Origin of the sequence: Enterobacter sp. Acro-832 (assembly GCF_011752745.1) — a bacterium.
GTDB classification, from domain to species: domain Bacteria; phylum Pseudomonadota; class Gammaproteobacteria; order Enterobacterales; family Enterobacteriaceae; genus Enterobacter; species Enterobacter quasiroggenkampii.
The window spans coordinates 98464-120510 of record NZ_VWWX01000007.1 but is presented as its reverse complement, the minus strand read 5'-3'; the positions used below and the strand labels follow the sequence as shown (position 1 = coordinate 120510).

Sequence of the window (22047 nt, the reverse complement as noted above, 5' to 3'; positions counted from 1 at the left end):
TATATAAAGCCAGAATCAGTTGCTTTCCAGCATATGAATAATCTGGTTTGCAACCACTTTAGCGCTCTGGTCGTCAGTACGAATGGTCACATCAGCAATCTCTTCATACAGCGGATTGCGTTCATCGGCCAACGCTTCCAGAACTTCGCGTGGTGGCGTTTCAACCTGCAGCAGCGGGCGCTTTTTATCGCGCTGCGTACGTGCCAGCTGTTTCTCAATGGTCGTCTCAAGATAGACCACTACGCCACGGGCGGAGAGACGGTTGCGGGTTTCGCGAGATTTCACAGAGCCGCCGCCTGTTGCCAGAACGATGCCCTGTTTTTCCGTGAGTTCGTTGATCACTTTTTCTTCTCGGTCACGGAAACCTTCTTCGCCTTCTACGTCGAAAACCCAGCCCACATCAGCTCCGGTTCGTTTCTCAATCTCTTGATCAGAATCGTAAAATTCCATATTGAGTTGTTGAGCTAACTGACGCCCAATAGTGCTTTTGCCGGCACCCATAGGCCCAACCAGAAAGATATTGCGTTTCTCTGCCATTTTATCGGTACTACTAAGACTATTCGTTAATGGTAATCCCCGCTTCGCAGACACCCGGCGTAGCAGGACATGAACTGAAACCTCATATGCAATAGAGCGAGAGTCAGACTAAAAATTATCTCAATACTCCGGCTTGTTTGGCAACTGATTAAATCACCGCGCCGGGCGCATAAGGTAATAAGACGTAAGTCCAACTCAAATCGGTACTCCTTGTATGCTAATTCATGCCCCACGTCAAACATCTGCAACAAACTGAATGCAAAATCATTGCGGGGATCGTTACCCGTCAGCGAATACCGACCAGACGTGGTGTAATAAACACCACTAATTCACGCCGTTCGTTGTCTTTCCCGTCATGACGAAAAAGCGACCCAATCCAGGGGATGCTTCCCAGACCGGGTACGCTGTCACTGCCGGTTTTGTTCTTCTGGGAAAAAATTCCGCCCAACGCCAGCGTTTCTCCACTTTTTACCTCCACCTGGGTTTCTATCTCCTGCTTGTCGATAGCCAGCGTTTCGCCATCGGCCTGCTGCAGAACCTGTCCCGGCATATTTTCGCTGATGTGTAGTTTCAGGCGCACGCGTCCCCCCGGTAAGACCACCGGTGTGACCTCCATTCCGAGTACCGCCTCTTTAAACTCAACGGAGGTGGCGCCGCTTTCCCCGCTTGAGACCTGATACGGAATTTCGCTGCCCTGTTTGATACTGGCCGGTTGCCCGTGCGAGGCCAGCAGCCGCGGGCTGGCGATGATATCGACCTGCTGTTTTTGCTCCAGCGCTGAGAGCTCCAGATCCAGCAGCCGACCATTGATCCTCCCGATATTAAAACCCACGTGGCTGGCGGCGCTGGCGACGGAAAGATCGCTGCCCAGCGTCGTGAGCTGTCCAACCTTGCCCGCGTCGGTAGCGTCGGCGAGATTCCACTTCACCCCCAGCTCACGCAGGCTTTTTTCGTTAATGGTCACAATATGCGCCGCCAGTTCGACCTGCTCGATGGGAATATCCATCTGGGCGGCCCAGCGCTGCAGCGTTTCCACCACCGTCTGGTTATCGCGGATCAGCAGACGGTTGGTACGCGTGTCGACAGACAAACTCCCCTTTGGGCTCAGGAGTTTTTCCGCGGCTTTTTGCAACTCCCCGGCGTCGGCATAGGAAAAGGGAATGCCCTGCGTGACCAGCGGGGCATCAAGCTGTCGACGCGCCTGTTCCTGCTCTGAACGCTCCCGCTGCTCACGCTGCCAGGCCGCGGTATGCACATAAAAAATGCCGCCTTCCTCGCGCAAGACGAGTCCGGCATTGGTGACAACCGTCCGTAACGCCTGCCGCCAGGGGACGCGCGTCAGGTTTAGCGTAAGCGTGCCGCTGACATCAGGCGATACCACCAGATTACGGTTCTCCTGTGCGACCAGGGCCTGTAACACCTGAACCACAGGAACGTCATCCACCACCAGCGTGACCGGTTTTGGCTCGGCGGCCCACAGAGGATGGCTGAACGCCAGCAGCCACAGCATTATCCGTAAATTCATTTTTGTCCGTTCCTTCTCGTTGCCACGTCCATTTTCCCGGGTCACAGGTGTCACCCACATCAACTGCCAGCTCCGCTGCATTGATGGCTGTTATCCTCCAGCCTGACGGGAAGCGCTCATGCGTTTTCAGCCGGTACCAGCGCTTTTGCCCATCCTGTATAATGCCGATAGTCTCCTGCCCTTCCACCATGCCGCGAAAGTGCCACTGCGCCAGCTCGCCAATGGCGCAAGGATCGTCCGGGGGACGAAACGGATCGCGCATACCGGTTAATAGCAGCACTGAGCAAACCAGCAAAAATCGCGCGCTATTTCGCATGTTCCAGCTCCAGCCGCAGGCGTAACGCCGAACCTTGTGGCGAAATCGTGAAAGCCGCGATCTGCACATCCTGCTGTGCCAGCCGGGAAAAAAGTTCCGGAATGGCCTGCCACTCCGCATCCAGCGCCAGCTCCCCTCCATTTTGCAGCGGCTTCCAGTGAACCAGCGTCGTTTTATCGCCCTGAAAATCGAGGGGGGAGAACGGCGTCATCGCCCGTGTTTTTACAGCGTCCGGACGAAACGGCATCTTTCTGACGGCAGGCCATAACGCTGCGTTCGTCCTCACATCTTCAATCAACTGGCGTTGTTGTTCAGCACACTGCTTGTCTACCGGTCTGAGCAACGCCCCCCACGCGACCAGTCCTGCCAGGAGACTCCCCAGGCACCAGCAGAGTACCCGATGCCGGGAACGGCTTTCGCACCAGCGTTCTACCAGGGTATTCACGCGTTACTCCTCGCTTTTGAGATGAAGCGTAAACAGCCAGTGCCCCCGGCTATCCTGTCGAAGCTCGCCCGCTGTCCCGGACGTAAAGCCCGCGAGTTGTCCCAGCCCATCGCGCAGGGCAGAGAGGGCCGGCAGGGTGATGGCATAACCGGTCAATATCAGCGCAGGCGGCTGATAGCGCAGCTCTGTCAGCCAGACCTGTGCCGGAATGGCGCTGGAAAGGGAGGACAGCACCGGTTGCCATGCGCGTCGTTGCAGGGTCTGCACGGGCATTTGCGCCTGTGCGGTCAGTCTTTGTCGGGCGACAAGCGCGTGCTGCACGGACTGCATTCCCGTCAGATCCGTTTGCAGCGCGCGCAGCCTCACGAGATGGTTCATCCGCAAACAGAAAAAGACCACGAACAGCAACAGCACTGTGCCGACACACATTGCGCCCCAGAAACGCAGGCATCGTGCGCGCCGCTGCTGTCGCCAGGGCAGAAAGTTCAGGATGCTCATTCGGGCACCTCGCTCATGGCCAACGCCAGCGCAACGGTATAATCAGCGCCGCATTCCGGCAGCGGAGCCTGGCAGCGCGCCAGGATTTCCCACGGATCACGTTGGCGATCAAACAGCGCGATGTCATTTGGCTCCAGAGCCAGCAGCGCCGCCAGCGCGGCCACGTTTTCTGCTTCGGTAGTTAAGCGGCGTCCCCACTGGTGGCGCATCGCCCAGAGCCACTGCCGATCGTCCCGCCAGGCGACGCACTGCGCCGGTGCCAGCGCAGGAAGAAGATTCGTCAGCGCGCTGGCATCCGGGGTAATGGTCACCAGCCGCAAACGCAGCGTTTTCGCCAGCGCCAGAAGGGTGTCGACCTCGTTGTTTTGTGCGGCCGTCACCTGAAAGGTATTGCTGAAAGTATCCTGCGCGTAATCGAAACAGAGCGTATCGGCAGACATCTCCAGTTCGCGGGCGAGCGCGGCGCCAAGCCATGAGAGCTGCTCGCTGTCGCGCAGCGCAACGGTTGGACGGGGAAGTGACCGCTGCAGGGTGCGTGCTGCCGGGAAAGAGAGGAACACCCGATGGGCGTGCGGCAGCGTTTTTCGCCAGTCGCGTAACACATCAACCAGCTGTTCTGGCTGACAAATTTTGCCGTCACGAATGATGTCTTTGGCCAGCGGGATTGCCCACCAGCGCCGCAGACGCCAGCCGGTCTTCTCCCGGGCCAGCGCCACGATCAGCACCCTATCCTGTTGAATATGAACGCCCGTTTGCCATGTTTTGAAGGCCATGCTTCACGATCTCCTTATCGCCCGTCGCCCTGACGGCTATATCAATGAATCAGGCTTGCCTTTATACTACCGCGCGATTGTTTAGAAACTGCCCAAGTGAAACCAAATGGGAAATCTCCGGTGAAGTTCGTAAAGTATTTATTCATCCTTGCAGTCTGTTGCATTCTGCTGGGAGCAGGCTCGATTTACGGTTTGTACAAATATATTGAGCCACAGCTACCTGATGTCGCCACGCTTCGCGATGTGCGTCTCCAGATCCCGATGCAGGTCTATAGCGCCGATGGCGAGCTTATGGCGCAGTATGGCGAGAAGCGTCGTATTCCGTTGACCTTAAACCAAATCCCTCCGGTGATGGTGAAAGCCTTTATCGCCACGGAGGACAGCCGTTTTTACGAGCACCACGGTGTCGATCCGGTGGGGATTTTCCGTGCCGCGAGCATTGCGCTGTTCTCAGGTCACGCCTCTCAGGGGGCGAGCACCATTACGCAGCAGCTGGCGCGTAACTTCTTCCTCAGCCCTGAAAAGACGCTGACCCGTAAGATCAAAGAGGTGTTCCTTGCGATCCGTATTGAGCAGCTGCTGAGCAAAGACGAGATCCTTGAGCTGTACCTCAATAAAATCTACCTGGGCTACCGTGCCTATGGCGTGGGGGCGGCCGCGCAGGTGTACTTCGGTAAGCCTGTTGAGCAGCTCACCCTAAGCGAAATGGCCACCATCGCCGGTTTGCCAAAAGCGCCGTCCACATTTAACCCGCTCTACTCGCTCGACCGCGCCACTGCCCGTCGTAACGTCGTTCTGTCACGTATGCTGAGCGAAGGCTATATCAGCCAGAGCGAGTATGACCAGGCGCGCAACGACGTCATTGACGCTAACTACCACGCCCCGGAGATCGCCTTCTCTGCGCCTTACCTGACCGAAATGGTTCGCCAGGAGATGGTGAATCGCTATGGCGACAAGGCCTATGAAGATGGCTATCGCGTGTACACCACCGTCACCCGTAAAGTGCAGCAGGCGGCGCAGGAAGCGGTACGCAACAACGTGATGGACTACGATATGCGTCACGGCTATCGCGGCCCCTCAAACGTGCTCTGGAAGGTGGGCGAAAGCGCGTGGGACAGCAAAAAAATCACCAGTACGCTGAGAGCGCTGCCTACCTACGGTCCGCTCCTTCCTGCGGTGGTGACGCAGGCCGATCCTCAGGAAGCCGTTGCAACGCTCGCGGACGGTACGTCCGTCTCCCTGCGCATGGACGGTATCCGTTGGGCGCGTCCGTACCGTTCGGATACCCTGCAGGGCGCCACGCCGCGTAAAGTGACCGATGCGGTACAGACCGGGCAGCAAATCTGGGTGCGCAAGGTCGGCGAATCCTGGTGGCTGGCGCAGGTGCCGGACGTCAACTCTGCCCTGGTTTCTATCAATCCGCAGAACGGCGCTGTACTGGCCCTGGTCGGCGGGTTCGATTTCAACCAGAGCAAATTTAACCGCGCCACCCAGGCGCTGCGTCAGGTCGGTTCCAATATCAAACCGTTCCTCTACACGGCCGCGATGGATAAGGGGCTGACTCTCGCCAGCATCCTCAACGACGTGCCGATCTCCCGCTGGGATGCGGGTGCGGGTTCCGACTGGCAGCCGAAGAACTCCCCTGCGGAGTATGCCGGCCCGATTCGCCTTCGTCAGGGTCTGGGACAGTCGAAAAACGTGGTGATGGTGCGTGCCATGCGCGCGATGGGCGTCGACTATGCCGCAGAGTATCTTCAGCGCTTCGGTTTCCCGGCGCAGAACATCGTTCGCACCGAGTCGCTGGCGTTAGGCTCAGCCTCCTTTACGCCGCTTCAGGTCGCGCGCGGATACTCGGTGATGGCCAACGGCGGCTTCCTGATTGACCCGTACTTCATCAGCAAGATCGAGAACGATCAGGGCGGCGTGCTGTTCGAGGCGAAGCCGAAAATTGCCTGCCCTGACTGCGATATTCCGGTCATTTATGGCAATACGCCGAAATCCGAGGTGCTTGAGAATAAGGACATGGAAGATCCTGCCGTGTCGCAGGAGCAGCAGAACGGCGTGGTGCCGCAGCCGCAGCTCGAGCAGGCGAACCAGGCGCTGGTCGCGCAGACCGGCGCGCAGGAGTACGCCCCGCATGTGATCAACACGCCGCTGTCGTTCCTGATCAAGAGCGCGCTGAACACCAATATCTTCGGTGAGCCAGGCTGGCAGGGTACCGGCTGGCGCGCAGGGCGCGATCTGCAGCGCCATGATATCGGCGGTAAAACGGGGACAACCAACAGCTCGAAAGACGCGTGGTTCTCCGGTTACGGTCCCGGCGTAGTGACCTCGGTCTGGATCGGCTTCGACGATCACCGCCGCGATTTAGGACGTACCACGGCATCCGGCGCGATTAAAGATCAGATTTCCGGCTACGAAGGCGGCGCGAAGAGCGCGCAACCGGCCTGGGACGCCTACATGAAGTCCGTTCTTGAAGGCGTGCCGGAGCAGCCGCTGACGCCACCGCCGGGCGTGGTGACGGTCAATATCGACCGCAGCACGGGCCAGCTCGCCAACGGTGGTAACAGTCGCGAAGAGTATTTCATTGAGGGCACGCAGCCAACCACACAGGCGGTGCATGAGGTGGGTACAGAGATCATCGATAACGGCGAAACGCACGAGCTGTTCTAAAAATAAAAATGCCCGGTAAAAACCGGGCAAAGCATCGTAGGCCGGGTAAGGCGAAGCCCCCACCCGGCTTTTTTTATGGCCTACAGTCGCCCCTGCCCCTTCAACCACTCCCGTACCAGGAACAGTGCGCTCACGTTGCGAGCCTCATTAAAGTCAGGGTCTTCCAGCAGATCCATCAGGTGCGCCAGCGGCCAGCGAACCTGCGGCAGCGGCTCCGGCTCATCCCCTTCCAGCGATTCAGGATAGAGATCTTCCGCCACCACGATATTCATTTTGCTGGAAAAATAGGACGGCGCCATGCTCAGTTTTTTCAGGAATGAAAGCTCATTCGCCCCGAAGCCCACCTCTTCTTTCAGCTCGCGGTTGGCCGCTTCAAAGACGGTTTCACCCGGGTCAATAAGCCCTTTCGAGAACCCAAGCTCGTAAGATTCCGTTCCCACCGCGTATTCGCGGATCAAAATCAGATGATCGTCGACAATCGGCACAATCATCACCGCTTCGCGCGACGAGGGGCGCATACGTTCATAAACGCGACGCACACCGTTGCTGAACTCCAGATCCACACTTTCAACATTAAACAGGCGCGATTTGGCGACAGTTTCAACATTCAGAATGGTGGGTTTTTGTAGTGGTTTGCTCATCTTGATGGGTCTTAGCAGTGAGAACTGGGGTTATTGTGCGATACGCCGCACGGTTTCGGCAATGTCAATTGTTCTTTATTTACATTTATGCAACGTATTTGGGATCAATCCTCAATTCAAAACAAATGTCAAGAGGTTGAAATGTTTCCAGGAATTTGCTGATATCGCGCCATAACAGGCTTTGCTATCATCACCGGTCACTGGGATGCGCTTCAGAATGCTCAAGTTCGACTCCATACTTGCCGATAGCCAACCACAGACACTCATTCAATGTAAAGGTGCTACTGACTACACCTGTAAGAAGATAAGTAAGATGGGGAAAGCATGAGCACCATTTTGATTGTTCTCGCTGCTATGCTGGCCGGCGCATTGGTTGCAGGGTGGTTGTACAGGCGTCGCGTACAGCGACGTTATCGTCTGCCCTTTTTAAATGCATTTGCGGGCGCGACCACGCGTAAACTCACGCAAGAAGAGCGCGATGCAGTTGAAAACTATCTCGAAATCCTGAACCGTTCTCAGCTCACGCCTGGGCCAACGGGAGCTACCACTGCGCCCGTCGCGCTAAAGCTTAATGCGCAAAGTGACACCGTGCTCTGCGTGACGCGTTCCATCACGCGCTACGGCATTACCACTGATGACCCCAACAAATGGCGCTATTACCTGGATTCCGTCGAAGTGCATCTGCCTCCGTCATGGGAGCAATACATTAATGACGAAAACAGCGTTGAGCTGATTCACACCGATTCATTGCCTCTGGTTATCTCGCTTAACGGCCACACGCTGAATGAATATCTTCAGGAAGCCCCACGTTTTGCGCTGGAACGCGCCAGTTCAACGCAGGCCTCCATTCGTGGCGAAGAGACAGAGCAGATTGAACTGCTGAACATTCGCCAGGAAACCCATGAAGAATACGCCCTGAGCCGCCCGGACGGCATTCGTGAAGCTCTGCTGATCGTCGCCGCTTTCCTGCTCTTTTTTATCTGCCTGCTGACGCCGGATGTGTTTGTCCCCTGGCTGGCGGGCGGGGCGGTGTTGCTGCTGGCGGGCGGACTGTGGGGGCTCTTTGCTCCACCGGCCAAAACCTCGTTGCGCGAGATCCACTGCCTGCGTGGTACGCCAAAGCGCTGGGGTCTGTTCGGTGAAAACGATCAGGAACACCTCAACAATATTTCGCTCGGAATTATTGACCTGATCTACCCGCGCCACTGGCAACCGTGGATTGCGCAGGATCTGGGCCAGAAAACCGATATTGATATCTACCTTGACCGCCACGTTGTGCGTCAGGGGCGCTTCTTATCCCTGCATGATGAAGTGAAAAATTTCCCGCTTCAGCACTGGCTTCGCAGCACGGTCATTGCCGGAGGCGCGGCGCTGGTCTTAGTCATGCTGCTGCTCTTTGTGCCGCTGGATATGCCCATCAAATTCACCCTGTCGTGGATCAAAGGGGCGCAAACCATTGAAGCGACCAGCGTCAACAAGCTGGATGAAGCCGGTGTCCGCGTGGGGGACACGCTGCGCCTGAAGGGAACCGGGATGTGTAATATTCACACGCCGGGGGTGTGGAACACGCGCCAGAACTCACCGTTCATGCCATTCGATTGCTCGCAAATTATCTGGAACGACGCACCGCCGCTGCCGCTGCCGGAATCCGAAGTGGTGAATAAAGCCACGGCCCTTACCCAGACGGTTAACCGCCAGCTGCACCCGAAACCGGACGATGATTCGCGCGTCAGCCCCGCGCTGCGCTCGGCCATTCAAAAGTCAGGCATGGTTCTGCTGGATGATTTTGGTGACATCGTTCTGAAAACGCAGGATCTCTGTTCTTCGCAGGATGAGTGCATACGTCTTAAAAATGCCCTGGTAAACCTGGGGAACAGTAAAGACTGGGACTCGCTGGTGAAACGCGCCGAAGCGGGACGGCTGGATGGCGTCAACGTGCTGCTGCGTCCGGTGAGCGCTGAATCGCTGGATAACCTGGTCGCCACCTCCACGTCGCCGTTCATGATGCGTGAGACCACCCGAGCGGCTCAGGCGCTGAACAGCCCGGCACCGGGCGGGTTTGTGATTGTCAGCGATGAGGGCAGCGACCTGGTCGATCAGCCTTACCCGCAGGTTGCGCTTTACGACTACCCGGCGCAGGAGCAGTGGAGCCAATTCCAGCGCCTGGCGCAGATGCTGATGCAAACGCCGTTCAGTGCCGAAGGGATCGTCACAAGCCTTTACACCGACGCCAACGGCACTCGCCATATCGGCCTGCACCGGATGCCGGATAGCGCAGGGCTATGGCGTTACATCGGCACCTCTCTGCTGATGACCGCAATGCTGATCGCCATTTTCTGGAACGGCTTTATGGCACTGCGCCGCTACCAGCGCTCGCGCACCCGGCTTGCCGAGATCCAGCAATATTACGAAAACTGCCTCAATCCTAAGCTGATCCCCTCCTCTGAGAGCCTGATCTGATAACCTCGTTGCGCGACAAGATGTGCTACCCTGTCGCGCACGTTTCTTCTGGCTGGAGTTCCCCTTATGCATCTTGATATCGCCTGGCAGGAGGTTGATACCGTTCTGCTGGATATGGACGGCACGCTGCTCGATCTCGCCTTTGATAACTATTTCTGGCAAACGCTGGTTCCAGAAACCTATGGCGAGCAGCAGGGGATCTCCCCGGCAGAAGCGCAGGCATTCATTCGTTCGCAATATAGTGCCGTGCAACATACGCTAAACTGGTACTGTCTTGACTACTGGAGCGAGCGCCTCGGTCTGGATATTTGTGCCATGACCACCGCCCAGGGTCCACGCGCCGTGCTGCGCGAGGATACGGTTCCGTTCCTGGACGCGCTGAAAGCAAGCGGCAAGCGCCGCATTTTGCTGACCAACGCGCATCCCCATAACCTGGCCGTGAAGCTGGAGCATACGGGTCTGGCATCACACCTTGATTTATTACTTTCCACCCACACATTTGGTTATCCGAAAGAGGATCAGCGGTTGTGGCATGCGGTGAAGGAAGAGACGGGTTTGCAGCCGGAACGCACGCTGTTCATTGATGACAGCGAACCCATTCTGGATTCCGCGGCTAAGTTTGGCATTCGCTATTGTCTGGGCGTCACCAATCCTGACTCTGGCCTGGCTGAAAAAAGCTATCTGCGCCATCCGGGACTGAACGACTATCGCCAGATGATCCCCTCACTGACCGTGAAGGAGAGGCCATGAAAGAAAAACCCTCTGACGGGGTAAGACTGGATAAATGGCTGTGGGCGGCGCGTTTTTATAAGACGCGCGCCCTTGCCCGCGAGATGATTGACGGCGGAAAAGTGCATTACAACGGCCAGCGCAGCAAACCAAGCAAGCTGGTTGAGCTGAATGCCACCTTAACGCTGCGTCAGGGCAACGATGAACGTACGGTAGTGATTAAAGCCATTACCGAACAACGACGGCCGGCAGCCGAAGCCGTACTGCTTTATGAAGAGACGGCGGAAAGCATAGAAAAGCGCGAGAAGACCGCGCTGGCGCGCAAAATGAATGCGCTGACCATGCCCCACCCGGACCGGCGACCGGACAAAAAAGAGCGCCGCGATCTGATGAAATTTAAACACGGTGAGACCGAGTAACCCTCACCTGCACGAGAGACTATTATGGCCCAACACGACCAATTACACCGCTATCTGTTTGAACAATTCGCCGTGCGCGGCGAGCTGGTCACCGTATCCGAAACCTGGAAACAGATTCTGGAAAACCACAACTACCCGCTGCCGGTGAAGACCCTGTTGGGCGAACTGCTGGTTGCCACCAGCCTGCTGACGGCGACGCTGAAATTTGCCGGTGATATCACCGTGCAGCTGCAGGGTGACGGCCCGATGACGCTGGCGGTCATCAACGGCAATAACCAGCAGCAGATGCGCGGCGTGGCGCGCGTTCAGGGCGACGTGCCTGAGAATGCTGACCTCAAAACGCTGGTGGGTAATGGCTACCTGGTGATCACCATCTCCCCAGAGGAAGGTGAGCGCTATCAGGGCGTGGTGGGTCTGGAAGGCGATACCCTCGCAGCCTGCCTGGAAGATTACTTCATGCGTTCTGAACAGTTGCCAACGCGCCTGTTCATCCGCACCGGTGAAGTGGACGGCCAGCCTGCTGCGGGCGGGATGCTGCTTCAGGTTCTGCCTGCGCAGGACGCGCAGACCAATGATTTTGAGCACCTGGCGACGCTGACCGAAACCATCAAAGCGGAAGAACTGTTCAACCTGTCGGCGACCGACGTGCTGTGGCGTCTGTACCACGAAGAAGAAGTGACCGTCTACGACCCGCAGTCTGTAGAGTTTAAGTGCACCTGCTCCCGCGAGCGCTGCGCTGGCGCACTGAAAACCCTGCCGGATGAAGAGATCGACAGCATCATGGCGGAAGACGGCGAGATTGATATGCACTGTGACTACTGCGGTACGCACTATGTGTTCAATTCGATGGATATCGCTGAGATCCGCAATAACGCCTCCCCGGCGGATCCGCAGGTTCACTAAACCTCTCTTCCCCTCACCTTAACCTTCTCCCCAAAGGGGAGAGGGCTGGGCTGAGGGGCAAAAAACTCCACCCAAGCTGAATCGTTTTCCCAATGTAACTCTTACGTAATTTTCTTACGTGTATGCGATTACATTCACATTCTTTCCGATAAAATCACCAGCCTTTAACCTTTTCGGAACATTTTCCCCAACCAAAAAGCGATTCCTGCGATAATCCGCCTGCGCTGTGACTGGAGTCGCAGCGTTTTCCGTTAGTAAGGGTTTTGTCCAGATGCGTGAATCTATGAGCCCCGTCGCGGTAAACAACCTCAGAAAAACCCTACAATTTCAGGCAGTACATATTGGCTAAGGAGCAGTGATATGCGTGTTACTGGTTTAACCCCGCAAGATCTCAAGGCTTATGGTATTCACGACGTCCAGGAAGTCGTCTACAACCCCGACTACGATACGCTGTATCAGGAAGAGCTCAATCCAGCACTGGAAGGATACGAGCGCGGTGTGTTGACGAATCTTGGTGCTATCGCCGTCGATACCGGTATCTTTACCGGTCGTTCGCCGAAAGATAAGTATATCGTCCGAGACGAAACCACCCGCGATACGCTGTGGTGGGCTGACAAGGGCAAAGGGAAGAACGACAACAAACCGCTCTCTCCGGAAACCTGGCAGCACCTGAAAGGGCTCGTCACCCATCAACTTTCCGGCAAGCGTTTGTTTATTGTCGACGCTTTCTGCGGCGCTAACGCCGATACCCGTCTCTCCGTACGTTTTATCACCGAAGTGGCCTGGCAGGCGCATTTCGTGAAAAACATGTTCATTCGTCCAACAGACGAAGAGCTGCAGGACTTCACCCCTGATTTCATCGTGATGAACGGCGCGAAATGCACCAACCCACAGTGGAAAGAGCAGGGTCTGAACTCCGAAAACTTTGTTGCCTTCAACCTGACCGAGCGTATCCAGCTGATCGGCGGTACCTGGTACGGCGGCGAAATGAAGAAAGGGATGTTCTCGGTCATGAACTACCTGCTGCCGCTGCGGGGCATCGCCTCTATGCACTGCTCGGCTAACGTCGGTGAAAAAGGCGACGTGGCGGTCTTCTTCGGCCTTTCCGGCACCGGGAAAACCACCCTGTCTACCGATCCAAAACGTCGTCTGATTGGTGATGACGAACACGGCTGGGATGACGACGGCGTATTCAACTTTGAAGGCGGCTGCTACGCGAAGACCATTCGCCTGTCTGAAGAGGCCGAGCCGGATATCTTCCACGCGATCCGTCGCGATGCGCTGCTGGAAAACGTCACCGTGCGTGCCGACGGCTCCATTGACTTCGACGATGCGTCGAAAACGGAAAACACCCGCGTCTCTTATCCGATCTACCACATCGACAATATCGTGAAGCCGGTGTCTAAAGCGGGTCATGCCACGAAGGTTATTTTCCTGACGGCGGATGCGTTCGGCGTACTGCCTCCGGTGTCTCGCCTGACGGCCAGCCAGACGCAGTACCACTTCCTCTCCGGTTTCACCGCCAAGCTGGCGGGTACCGAGCGCGGTGTAACGGAGCCAACCCCAACCTTCTCCGCCTGCTTCGGCGCAGCCTTCCTGTCGCTGCACCCGACGCAGTATGCTGAAGTGCTGGTGAAACGCATGCAGGCATCCGGCGCGCAGGCATACCTGGTGAACACCGGCTGGAACGGCACCGGCAAACGTATCTCCATCAAAGATACCCGCGCCATTATCGACGCCATTCTGGATGGTTCTCTGGACGACGCCGAAACCTTCACGCTGCCGATGTTTGACCTGGCGATCCCAACATCGCTGCCGGGTGTGGATACGCATATCCTCGACCCGCGCAATACGTACGGTTCGCCGGAGCAGTGGCGTGAGAAAGCGGAATCGCTGGCGAAGCTGTTTATCGAGAACTTCGAGAAGTACACCGATACCCCGGCGGGTGCTGCGCTGGTGAGTGCGGGTCCAAAACTGTAGTCCATGTCGGGTGGCGGCTTCGCCTTACCCGACCTGTAAAAAAGGGTGGCTCGTGCCACCCTTTTTTCAACTCTCTTTCACCTGCCCCCGCGTCACCGGAACCGGCAACCAGGCGCGAATGCTCAACCCACCCCGCTCGCTGGTACCAATCTCCAGCAACCCGTTATGGTTATCCACAATACGCTGCACAATCGCCAGGCCTAAGCCCGTACCGCTGGTGCTGCGCGCGCTGTCGCCGCGCACAAACGGCTGGAACAGATGCTTACGCTGCTCGGGCTTGATGCCCGGACCGTCGTCTTCCACCTGGAACCAGGCGCGGTTGAGCTCAGAGCCGCTGCTGACCTTAATCCAGCCGTTGCCGTAGCGCGCCGCGTTAACCACCATGTTGGCCACCGCGCGCTTAATGGAGAGCGGGTGCATGCGTACCTGGATCTCGCCCGCCTGAAGGTCGGTATCAATTTCACGCTCGTAGCCGCTTTCCGCCGCCACCACTTCGCCCAGCACCGCGTTCAGATCCGCCATCTCCATCGGCATCTCCTGCCCGGTGCGCAGGTAGTCGATGAACTGCTCGATGATGGCGTTGCACTCTTCGATATCCTTGTTGATGGACTCGGCAAGATAACCGTCCTCTTCTCCCATCATCTCCGTCGCCAGACGGATACGCGTCAGGGGGGTGCGCAGGTCATGGCTCACGCCCGCCATCAGCAGCGTACGGTCATCCGCCAGCTGCTTCACGCCTGCCGCCATATGGTTAAACGCACGCGTCACCGAGCGGACTTCCGAGGCGCCATACTCGCGCAGCGGAGGAGGAATAATGCCTTTACCGACCTGCAGCGCAGCGTGCTCCAGGTCGACCAGCGGTCGGTTCTGTATACGGATAAACAGCCAGGCCCCGCCTATCGCCAGCAGCATGATCGCCAGGGTATAGCGGAACAGCGGCGAGAAATCGCCCTGATGGATTTCGGTCAGCGGGACGCGCACCCAGATGTTGGGTGACAGCCAGGTTTTCAGCCAGACGACGGGCGAGCTTTTGTTGACCTCAACGCGCACTTCCGTCGGGCCACCCAGCTGTTGCGCCATCTGCTGGCTGAGGAATTCATAGTGCTGCGCCCAGCGCAGGCCCGCGTCTTCCGCCGCTTCATTCGAGTAGAGCGAGATACCCAGTTCACGGTAGATTTCACGACGAAACGCCGGGGGAACGACGAGCTGCGTGCCGTCCTCCAGCTGCAGCTTATCGGTCATCAGCATACGCACTTCGTAGGCCAGGACCTTATTGAACTGCTGGAGGCTCGGCAGGATCGCAAAGTTCAACACCACCAGGTAGGTCGTCACCAGGCTGACGAACAGCAGGGTGACGATCAGTAACAGGGTGCGGGCAAACGAGCTTCGCGGCGAGAAGCGCATTCGCCTCATGCTTTAGAGCCGTCCGGGACGAACACGTAGCCCAGACCCCATACGGTCTGAATATAACGAGGATGCGCCGGATCTTCTTCCACCATGCGGCGCAGGCGGGAGATCTGCACGTCGATAGAGCGTTCCATAGCGGAGTATTCGCGACCGCGCGCCAGGTTCATCAGCTTGTCACGAGAAAGCGGTTCACGCGGATGGCTGACCAGCGCTTTCAGGACCGCAAACTCGCCGCTGGTGAGCGGCATTGGCTCGTCTTCACGGAACATTTCGCGCGTGCCGAGGTTCAGCTTGAACTTGCCGAAGGCAATAACGGCTTCTTCCTGCGACGGCGCGCCCGGCAGTTCGTTCGCCTGACGACGCAGCACGGCGCGAATGCGCGCCAGCAGTTCACGCGGGTTAAACGGTTTTGGAATATAGTCGTCGGCGCCGATTTCGAGGCCCACGATACGGTCAACTTCTTCGCCCTTCGCCGTCACCATGATGATCGGCATCGGGTTGCTCTGGCTGCGCAGGCGGCGGCAGATAGAAAGCCCATCTTCGCCAGGCAGCATCAGGTCGAGAACCATCAGATGGAAAGATTCACGGGTCAGCAGACGGTCCATCTGCTCAGCGTTCGCGACGCTACGAACCTGGAAGCCCTGCTCGGTCAGATAACGTTCCAGCAGCGCACGCAGGCGCATGTCGTCATCCACGACCAGAATTTTGTAGTTTTCTTGCATTGTGTGTACTCCCAAAGGTTCGGATAGTCTTTGTAACAGCGTATTCTAAAAAAGTGCACGTATTCGACCAGTTAATTCTGGTATAAATTCTAGTCGAAATTGTTACAAAGCATATTTAACAGCAGCTTATCTGTTCATTTCATCACATAAATCATTATTAATCCTGTCTGTTACACTGTGTGGTACGTATTGTGCGCAAAACAGAGAACCGGCAGCAAAGGCAGCACCATGAAAACGCCCCTGATCACCCGCGAAGGGTACGAGAAACTCAAAAAAGAGATGGATTTCCTCTGGCGCGAAGAGCGTCCTGAGGTAACCAAAAAGGTGACCTGGGCCGCGAGCCTGGGCGATCGCAGCGAAAACGCTGACTACCAATACAACAAGAAGCGGCTGCGCGAAATTGACCGCCGGGTACGCTATCTGACGAAATGCCTCGAAAATCTAAAAATTGTCGATTACTCCCCGCAGCAGGAGGGCAAAGTGTTCTTCGGCGCGTGGGTGGAGATTGAAAACGACGACGGTGACACCCTGCGCTTTCGCATTGTCGGCTACGATGAAATTTTTGGTCGTAAGGATTACATCTCCATCGACTCGCCGATGGCCCGCGCGCTGCTGAAAAAGGAAGTGGGCGATCTGGCCGTCGTGCAGACCCCAGCCGGTGAAGCCAGCTGGTACGTTAATGAGATCGTCTACGTAAAATAGTCCGAGAGCGCCCTCCCCGGCTGGCATTTTGCCGTGTCAGCCCGTATAACTATCCCCTGATTTTTTCGACTCAACAGATGATAAAGCCATGATGAAAGATTCGCTCTGCCGCATTATTGCGGGTGAACTTCAGGCCAGAGCCGAACAGGTAGAAGCTGCCGTTCGCCTGCTTGATGAAGGGAACACCGTGCCGTTTATTGCACGCTATCGTAAGGAAGTCACCGGCGGTCTGGATGACACGCAGCTGCGTAACCTGGAAACCCGTCTCGGTTATCTGCGCGAACTGGAAGAACGTCGTCAGGCGATCCTCAAATCCATCGGCGAACAGGGCAAGCTGACCAGCGAACTGGAAAGCGCCATCAATGGCACCCTGAGCAAAACCGAACTCGAAGACCTCTATCTGCCGTACAAGCCGAAGCGCCGCACGCGCGGACAGATCGCGATTGAAGCGGGTCTTGAGCCGCTGGCCGACCTGCTGTGGAACGAACCGTCCCACGATCCGGATACCGAAGCGGCGAAATTCATCGACGCCGACAAAGGCGTAGCGGACACCAAGGCCGCCCTCGACGGCGCGCGCTATATTCTGATGGAGCGCTTCGCCGAAGACGCCGCCCTGCTCGCCAAAGTGCGTGATTACCTGTGGAAGAACGCCCACATCGTCTCTACCGTCGTCGCGGGTAAAGAGGAAGAAGGCGCGAAATTCCGCGACTACTTCGATCACCACGAACCGATTTCCACCACCCCTTCCCACCGTGCGCTGGCAATGTTCCGCGGCCGCAACGAAGGCGTGCTGCAACTCTCCCTGAACGCCGACCCGCAGTTTGACGAGCCGCCGAAAGAGAGCCACTGCGAGCAGATCATCATCGACCATCTCGGCCTGCGCCTGAACAACGCCCCGGCTGATAGCTGGCGTAAAGGCGTGGTGAGCTGGACCTGGCGCATCAAGGTGCTGATGCACCTCGAAACCGAGCTGATGGGCACCGTGCGCGAACGTGCTGAAGATGAAGCGATTAACGTCTTCGCCCGCAACCTGCACGACCTGCTGATGGCCGCCCCTGCTGGCCTGCGCGCGACCATGGGTCTCGATCCGGGTCTGCGTACCGGTGTAAAAGTCGCTGTCGTTGACGGCACCGGCAAGCTGGTCGCCACCGACACCATCTATCCGCACACCGGCCAGGCAGCGAAAGCGGCCGTCGTGGTGGCGGCGCTGTGCGAAAAATACAACGTCGAGCTGGTCGCCATCGGCAACGGTACGGCGTCCCGCGAAACCGAGCGTTTCTATCTCGACGTGCAGAAGCAGTTCCCGAAAGTGACGGCACAGAAAGTGATCGTCAGTGAGGCCGGGGCATCCGTCTACTCCGCGTCCGAGCTGGCGGCACAGGAGTTCCCTGACCTGGACGTTTCCCTGCGCGGCGCGGTCTCGATCGCTCGCCGCCTGCAGGATCCGCTGGCGGAACTGGTGAAGATCGACCCGAAATCGATCGGCGTGGGCCAGTATCAGCACGACGTGAGCCAGACTCAGCTGGCGCGCAAGCTGGATGCGGTCGTGGAAGACTGCGTAAACGCCGTTGGCGTTGACCTGAACACCGCCTCCGTTCCTCTGCTGACCCGCGTGGCGGGCTTAACCCGCATGATGGCGCAGAACATCGTCGCCTGGCGCGACGAGAACGGCCAGTTCCAGAACCGTCAGCAGTTGCTGAAGGTAAGCCGTCTGGGGCCAAAAGCGTTTGAGCAGTGCGCGGGCTTCCTGCGCATCAACCACGGCGATAACCCGCTCGATGCCTCCACAGTTCACCCGGAAGCGTATCCGGTGGTGGAACGCATCCTGGCCGCTACTCAGCAGGCGCTGAAAGATCTCATGGGCGACAGCAGCGCCCTGCGCAACCTGAAAGCCGTTGATTTCACCGACGACAAATTTGGTGTGCCAACCGTTACCGACATTATCAAAGAGCTGGAAAAACCGGGCCGCGATCCGCGTCCTGAGTTCAAAACCGCGACCTTTGCTGATGGTATCGAGACCATGAACGACCTGCTGCCAGGCATGGTGCTGGAAGGTGCGGTGACTAACGTCACCAACTTTGGCGCGTTCGTGGATATCGGCGTGCATCAGGATGGCCTGGTCCATATCTCATCCCTTGCCGACAAGTTCGTTGAAGACCCGCACACCGTGGTCAAAGCGGGCGATATCGTGAAGGTCAAAGTGCTGGAAGTGGACCTGCAGCGCAAGCGTATCGCGCTGACCATGCGTCTGGACGAGCAGCCGGGTGACACCAACGCGCGCCGCGGCGGCAACGGTGGGGGCCGCGAGCAGCAGCGTCCGGCCGCGAAAGCGGCAAAACCGCGCGGGCGGGATGCCCAGCCTGCAGGCAACAGCGCGATGATGGATGCGCTGGCGGCCGCGATGGGTAAAAAACGCTAAGGTCATAAATGCCCGGTGGCGCTGCACTTACCGGGCCTACGGTTTTGTAGGCCGGGCAAACGCAGTGCCGCCCGGCAAGCAGGCCGCAGGGAATTAAAATAAATAGTGTGTAGCCATATTTAAACCGCGAATTATCACCCCGTTAACAAATACTCCGCTTTTCGTTTTCCCGGCATTTCAGCAAATATTGAGCAAGGTCAAAAAGGCCGTAAATTAATATCGCAAACAACATTCCGTCACAGTTTTAATATTGCTGATAAAAACTATTCTCATTATCATCGCATAGTAGATAATTTAACCTTTCGTGGAATCAGGCGTTATGCAATTCACTCCAGACAGTGCATGGAAGATTACCGGTTTTACCCGCGAAATTAGCCCGGCCTATCGGCAGAAGCTGCTGTCGCTGGGCATGCTGCCCGGCTCGTCATTCCAGGTCGTACGCGTGGCACCGTTAGGCGATCCGGTTCATATCGAAACCCGACGCGTAAATCTGGTCCTGCGTAAAAAAGACCTCGCGTTAATAGAAGTCGAAGCCTTATCCCGATAACAAGCCAGCGGTTTCAGTGAGTCTAAAAAAATGAAAAAGTTAACTATTGGCTTAATTGGCAATCCTAATTCCGGCAAGACCACGCTTTTTAACCAGCTGACCGGGGCTCGCCAGCGCGTGGGCAACTGGGCGGGCGTGACGGTTGAACGTAAAGAGGGCCAGTTCGCGACGACAGACAACCAGGTGACGCTGGTTGACCTTCCCGGCACCTACTCCTTAACCACCATTTCGTCACAAACCTCGCTCGATGAGCAAATCGCCTGTCACTATATTCTTGGCGGCGACGCGGATCTGCTGATCAATGTGGTCGACGCCTCAAACCTCGAGCGTAACCTTTATCTGACGCTGCAGCTGCTGGAGCTGGGTATCCCCTGCATCGTGGCGCTCAACATGCTCGATATCGCAGAGAAACAAAAGCTGCGCATCGACGTCGATGCCCTCTCCGCACGCCTGGGGTGCCCGGTCGTTCCGCTGGTCTCGACGCGCGCGCGCGGTATTGATGCGCTGAAGCTGGCCATTGACCGTCACGCGGGAAATCGCGACGTTGAGCTGGTGCATTACGCACAGCCTCTCCTGCGTGAAGCCAACGTGCTGGCGCAGGAGATGGATAACGCTATGCCTGCGAAACAGCGTCTGTGGCTTGGCCTGCAGATGCTGGAAGGGGATATCTACAGCCGCGCTTACGCCGGGCATGCGGCCGATAAGCTGGACGTGACGGTGGCCCGTCTTAGCGACAAGCTGGACGACCCGGCGCTGCACATCGCCGATGCCCGTTACCAGGCCATCGCCTCGATCTGCGACGTGGTCAGTAACGCGCTGACGGCGGAACCCAGCCGCTTTACGGCGGCAGTGGATAAGATTGTGCTTAACCGCTTCATCGGTTTGCCCATCTTCCTGCTGGTGATGTACGTGATGTTCCTGCTTGCCATTAACATCGGCGGCGCACTGCAGCCGATTTTTGACGCCGGTTCCGTCGCGGTCTTCGTCCACGGGATCCAGTGGGTGGGTTACACCCTGCACTTCCCGGAATGGCTCACCATCTTCCTCGCGCAGGGGATTGGCGGCGGTATCAATACCGTTCTGCCGCTGGTGCCGCAGATCGGCATGATGTATCTGTTCCTCTCGTTCCTGGAAGATTCCGGCTACATGGCGCGCGCGGCGTTCGTGATGGATCGTCTGATGCAGGCGCTGGGCCTGCCGGGTAAATCCTTCGTCCCGCTGATCGTCGGCTTCGGCTGTAACGTGCCGTCGGTGATGGGCGCACGTACGCTGGATGCACCGCGTGAACGTCTGATGACCATTATGATGGCGCCGTTTATGTCCTGCGGTGCCCGCCTGGCAATCTTTGCTGTCTTTGCCGCAGCCTTCTTTGGCCAGCAGGGCGCGCTGGCGGTCTTCTCGCTGTATGTGCTGGGCATCGTGATGGCGATCCTGACCGGTTTAATGCTCAAGCACACCATCATGCGCGGTGAGGCGTCACCGTTCGTGATGGAGCTGCCGGTGTACCACGTCCCCCATCTGAAAAGCCTGGCGATCCAGACCTGGCAGCGTCTGAAAGGCTTCGTCCTGCGCGCCGGTAAGGTGATTGTCATCGTCAGCGTTTTCCTGAGCGCCCTGAACAGCTTCACCCTAAGTGGACAGGCAGCGGATAACATTAACGACTCTGCCCTCGCCTCCGTCAGCCGCGTCATCACGCCGGTCTTCAAACCGATTGGCGTGCATGAGGATAACTGGCAGGCAACCGTCGGCCTGTTTACCGGCGCGATGGCAAAAGAGGTGGTTGTCGGTACCCTGAATACGCTCTACACCGCCGAGAACATTCAGGAGCAGGAATTTAACCCGGCTGAGTTTCATCTCGGTGATGAGCTGCTCGGTGCCGTAGAGGAAACCTGGCAGAGCCTGAAGGACACCTTCAGCCTGAGCGTGCTGGCGAACCCGATTGAGGCCAGCAAAGGCGACGGCGAAATGGCGACGGGTGCCATGGGCGTGATGGGCGAGAAATTTGGCAGCGCGTCCGCGGCCTACAGCTATCTCATCTTCGTTCTGCTCTATATTCCGTGCATCTCCGTGATGGGGGCGATTGCCCGCGAGTCCAGTCGCGGCTGGATGGGTTTCTCCATCCTGTGGGGGTTAAACATTGCCTACTCGCTGGCGACGCTGTTTTATCAAACCGTTAACTTCAGCCAGCACCCGCGCTACAGCCTGGTCTGCATTCTTGCGGTTGTGCTGTTCAACGTGGTCGTTCTCGGTCTGCTGCGGCGGGCACGCAGCCGCGTCGACATCGAACTGCTGGCAAACCGTAAAACCGCCGCAACCTGCTGCAACAGCCCGGCGGGCGACTGTCACTAAGG

19 protein-coding genes are annotated in these 22047 nt (G+C 57.4%); 10 read left to right on the top strand and 9 right to left on the bottom strand.

The annotated features are described in order from the left end of the window. Positions 1-15: 15 nt before the first annotated feature. The 6 genes from aroK to pilM all read right to left on the bottom strand — a co-directional run bounded on the left by aroK (position 16) and on the right by pilM (position 4094). Positions 16-537: a shikimate kinase AroK gene (aroK, locus tag F3J31_RS20175; protein WP_003861630.1), complete on the bottom strand. Its 522-nt coding sequence runs from the start codon at positions 535-537 to the stop codon at positions 16-18. 286 nt (positions 538-823) lie between these two features. Next, on the bottom strand, positions 824-2062 hold the full coding sequence (hofQ, locus tag F3J31_RS20170; protein ID WP_167214937.1) for a DNA uptake porin HofQ: 1239 nt from the start codon (positions 2060-2062) through the stop codon (positions 824-826). Continuing rightward, positions 1974-2378 carry a HofP DNA utilization family protein gene (locus tag F3J31_RS20165; RefSeq protein WP_167214934.1) on the bottom strand — a complete coding sequence of 135 codons (405 nt, stop codon included), beginning with the start codon at positions 2376-2378 and terminating at the stop codon, positions 1974-1976. The genes hofQ and F3J31_RS20165 overlap by 89 nt, the downstream gene beginning before the upstream one ends. Then, positions 2368-2823, bottom strand: a complete 456-nt coding sequence (locus F3J31_RS20160; RefSeq protein WP_167214931.1) for a HofO — start codon at positions 2821-2823, stop codon at positions 2368-2370. Before F3J31_RS20160 ends, F3J31_RS20165 begins: the two co-directional genes overlap by 11 nt. A 3-nt stretch (positions 2824-2826) precedes the next feature. Next, entirely contained in the window at positions 2827-3321 is a 495-nt protein-coding gene (locus tag F3J31_RS20155; protein WP_167214928.1) for a PilN domain-containing protein, read from the bottom strand. Then, a complete protein-coding gene (gene pilM, locus F3J31_RS20150) occupies positions 3318-4094 on the bottom strand; it encodes a pilus assembly protein PilM (protein ID WP_167214925.1) in 777 nt (258 codons plus the stop codon). The genes F3J31_RS20155 and pilM overlap by 4 nt, the downstream gene beginning before the upstream one ends. Before the next feature lie 120 nt (positions 4095-4214). On the opposite strand from pilM, the gene mrcA reads away from it, so the two are divergent. After that, positions 4215-6767: a peptidoglycan glycosyltransferase/peptidoglycan DD-transpeptidase MrcA gene (gene mrcA / locus F3J31_RS20145; RefSeq protein WP_045909338.1), complete on the top strand. Its 2553-nt coding sequence runs from the start codon at positions 4215-4217 to the stop codon at positions 6765-6767. A gap of 80 nt (positions 6768-6847) precedes the next feature. On the opposite strand, the gene nudE is transcribed toward mrcA, so the two are convergent. Then, complete coding sequence (nudE, locus tag F3J31_RS20140; RefSeq protein WP_008503041.1) at positions 6848-7408, bottom strand: ADP compounds hydrolase NudE; 561 nt, start codon at positions 7406-7408, stop codon at positions 6848-6850. Positions 7409-7732: 324 nt separating this feature from the next. Between nudE and F3J31_RS20135 the strand changes: the two genes are divergently transcribed. The 5 genes from F3J31_RS20135 to pckA all read left to right on the top strand — a co-directional run bounded on the left by F3J31_RS20135 (position 7733) and on the right by pckA (position 13899). Continuing rightward, positions 7733-9868 (top strand): intracellular growth attenuator family protein, encoded by a 2136-nt coding sequence (locus tag F3J31_RS20135; protein ID WP_167214920.1) that lies wholly within the window; start codon positions 7733-7735, stop codon positions 9866-9868. Positions 9869-9934: 66 nt separating this feature from the next. Further along, on the top strand, positions 9935-10618 hold the full coding sequence (gene yrfG / locus F3J31_RS20130; protein ID WP_048027692.1) for a GMP/IMP nucleotidase: 684 nt from the start codon (positions 9935-9937) through the stop codon (positions 10616-10618). After that, positions 10615-11016, top strand: a complete 402-nt coding sequence (hslR, locus tag F3J31_RS20125) for a ribosome-associated heat shock protein Hsp15 (RefSeq protein ID WP_063622743.1) — start codon at positions 10615-10617, stop codon at positions 11014-11016. The genes yrfG and hslR overlap by 4 nt, the downstream gene beginning before the upstream one ends. 24 nt (positions 11017-11040) lie before the next feature. Then, the gene (gene hslO, locus F3J31_RS20120) at positions 11041-11919 is read left to right on the top strand and encodes an Hsp33 family molecular chaperone HslO (RefSeq protein ID WP_023309492.1); all 879 of its coding nucleotides are present in this window, start codon (positions 11041-11043) and stop codon (positions 11917-11919) included. 360 nt (positions 11920-12279) lie between these two features. After that, positions 12280-13899: a phosphoenolpyruvate carboxykinase (ATP) gene (gene pckA / locus F3J31_RS20115; RefSeq protein WP_021242192.1), complete on the top strand. Its 1620-nt coding sequence runs from the start codon at positions 12280-12282 to the stop codon at positions 13897-13899. Between the two features lie 66 nt (positions 13900-13965). On the opposite strand, the gene envZ is transcribed toward pckA, so the two are convergent. Further along, positions 13966-15312 carry a two-component system sensor histidine kinase EnvZ gene (envZ, locus tag F3J31_RS20110; RefSeq protein WP_008503047.1) on the bottom strand — a complete coding sequence of 449 codons (1347 nt, stop codon included), beginning with the start codon at positions 15310-15312 and terminating at the stop codon, positions 13966-13968. Beyond that, positions 15309-16028: a two-component system response regulator OmpR gene (gene ompR / locus F3J31_RS20105; RefSeq protein ID WP_001157751.1), complete on the bottom strand. Its 720-nt coding sequence runs from the start codon at positions 16026-16028 to the stop codon at positions 15309-15311. The genes envZ and ompR overlap by 4 nt, the downstream gene beginning before the upstream one ends. 228 nt (positions 16029-16256) lie before the next feature. On the opposite strand from ompR, the gene greB reads away from it, so the two are divergent. The 4 genes from greB (at position 16257) to feoB (ending at position 22045) form a co-directional block, all read left to right on the top strand. Then, on the top strand, positions 16257-16730 hold the full coding sequence (gene greB / locus F3J31_RS20100) for a transcription elongation factor GreB (RefSeq protein ID WP_008503048.1): 474 nt from the start codon (positions 16257-16259) through the stop codon (positions 16728-16730). Between the two features lie 88 nt (positions 16731-16818). Next, positions 16819-19149 (top strand): Tex family protein, encoded by a 2331-nt coding sequence (locus tag F3J31_RS20095; RefSeq protein ID WP_025910299.1) that lies wholly within the window; start codon positions 16819-16821, stop codon positions 19147-19149. Between the two features lie 319 nt (positions 19150-19468). After that, positions 19469-19696, top strand: coding sequence for a ferrous iron transporter A (gene feoA / locus F3J31_RS20090; protein ID WP_008503050.1), 228 nt, complete (start codon positions 19469-19471; stop codon positions 19694-19696). A gap of 30 nt (positions 19697-19726) precedes the next feature. Then, positions 19727-22045, top strand: coding sequence for a Fe(2+) transporter permease subunit FeoB (feoB, locus tag F3J31_RS20085; protein ID WP_167214917.1), 2319 nt, complete (start codon positions 19727-19729; stop codon positions 22043-22045). The last annotated feature ends 2 nt before the right edge of the window (positions 22046-22047 follow it).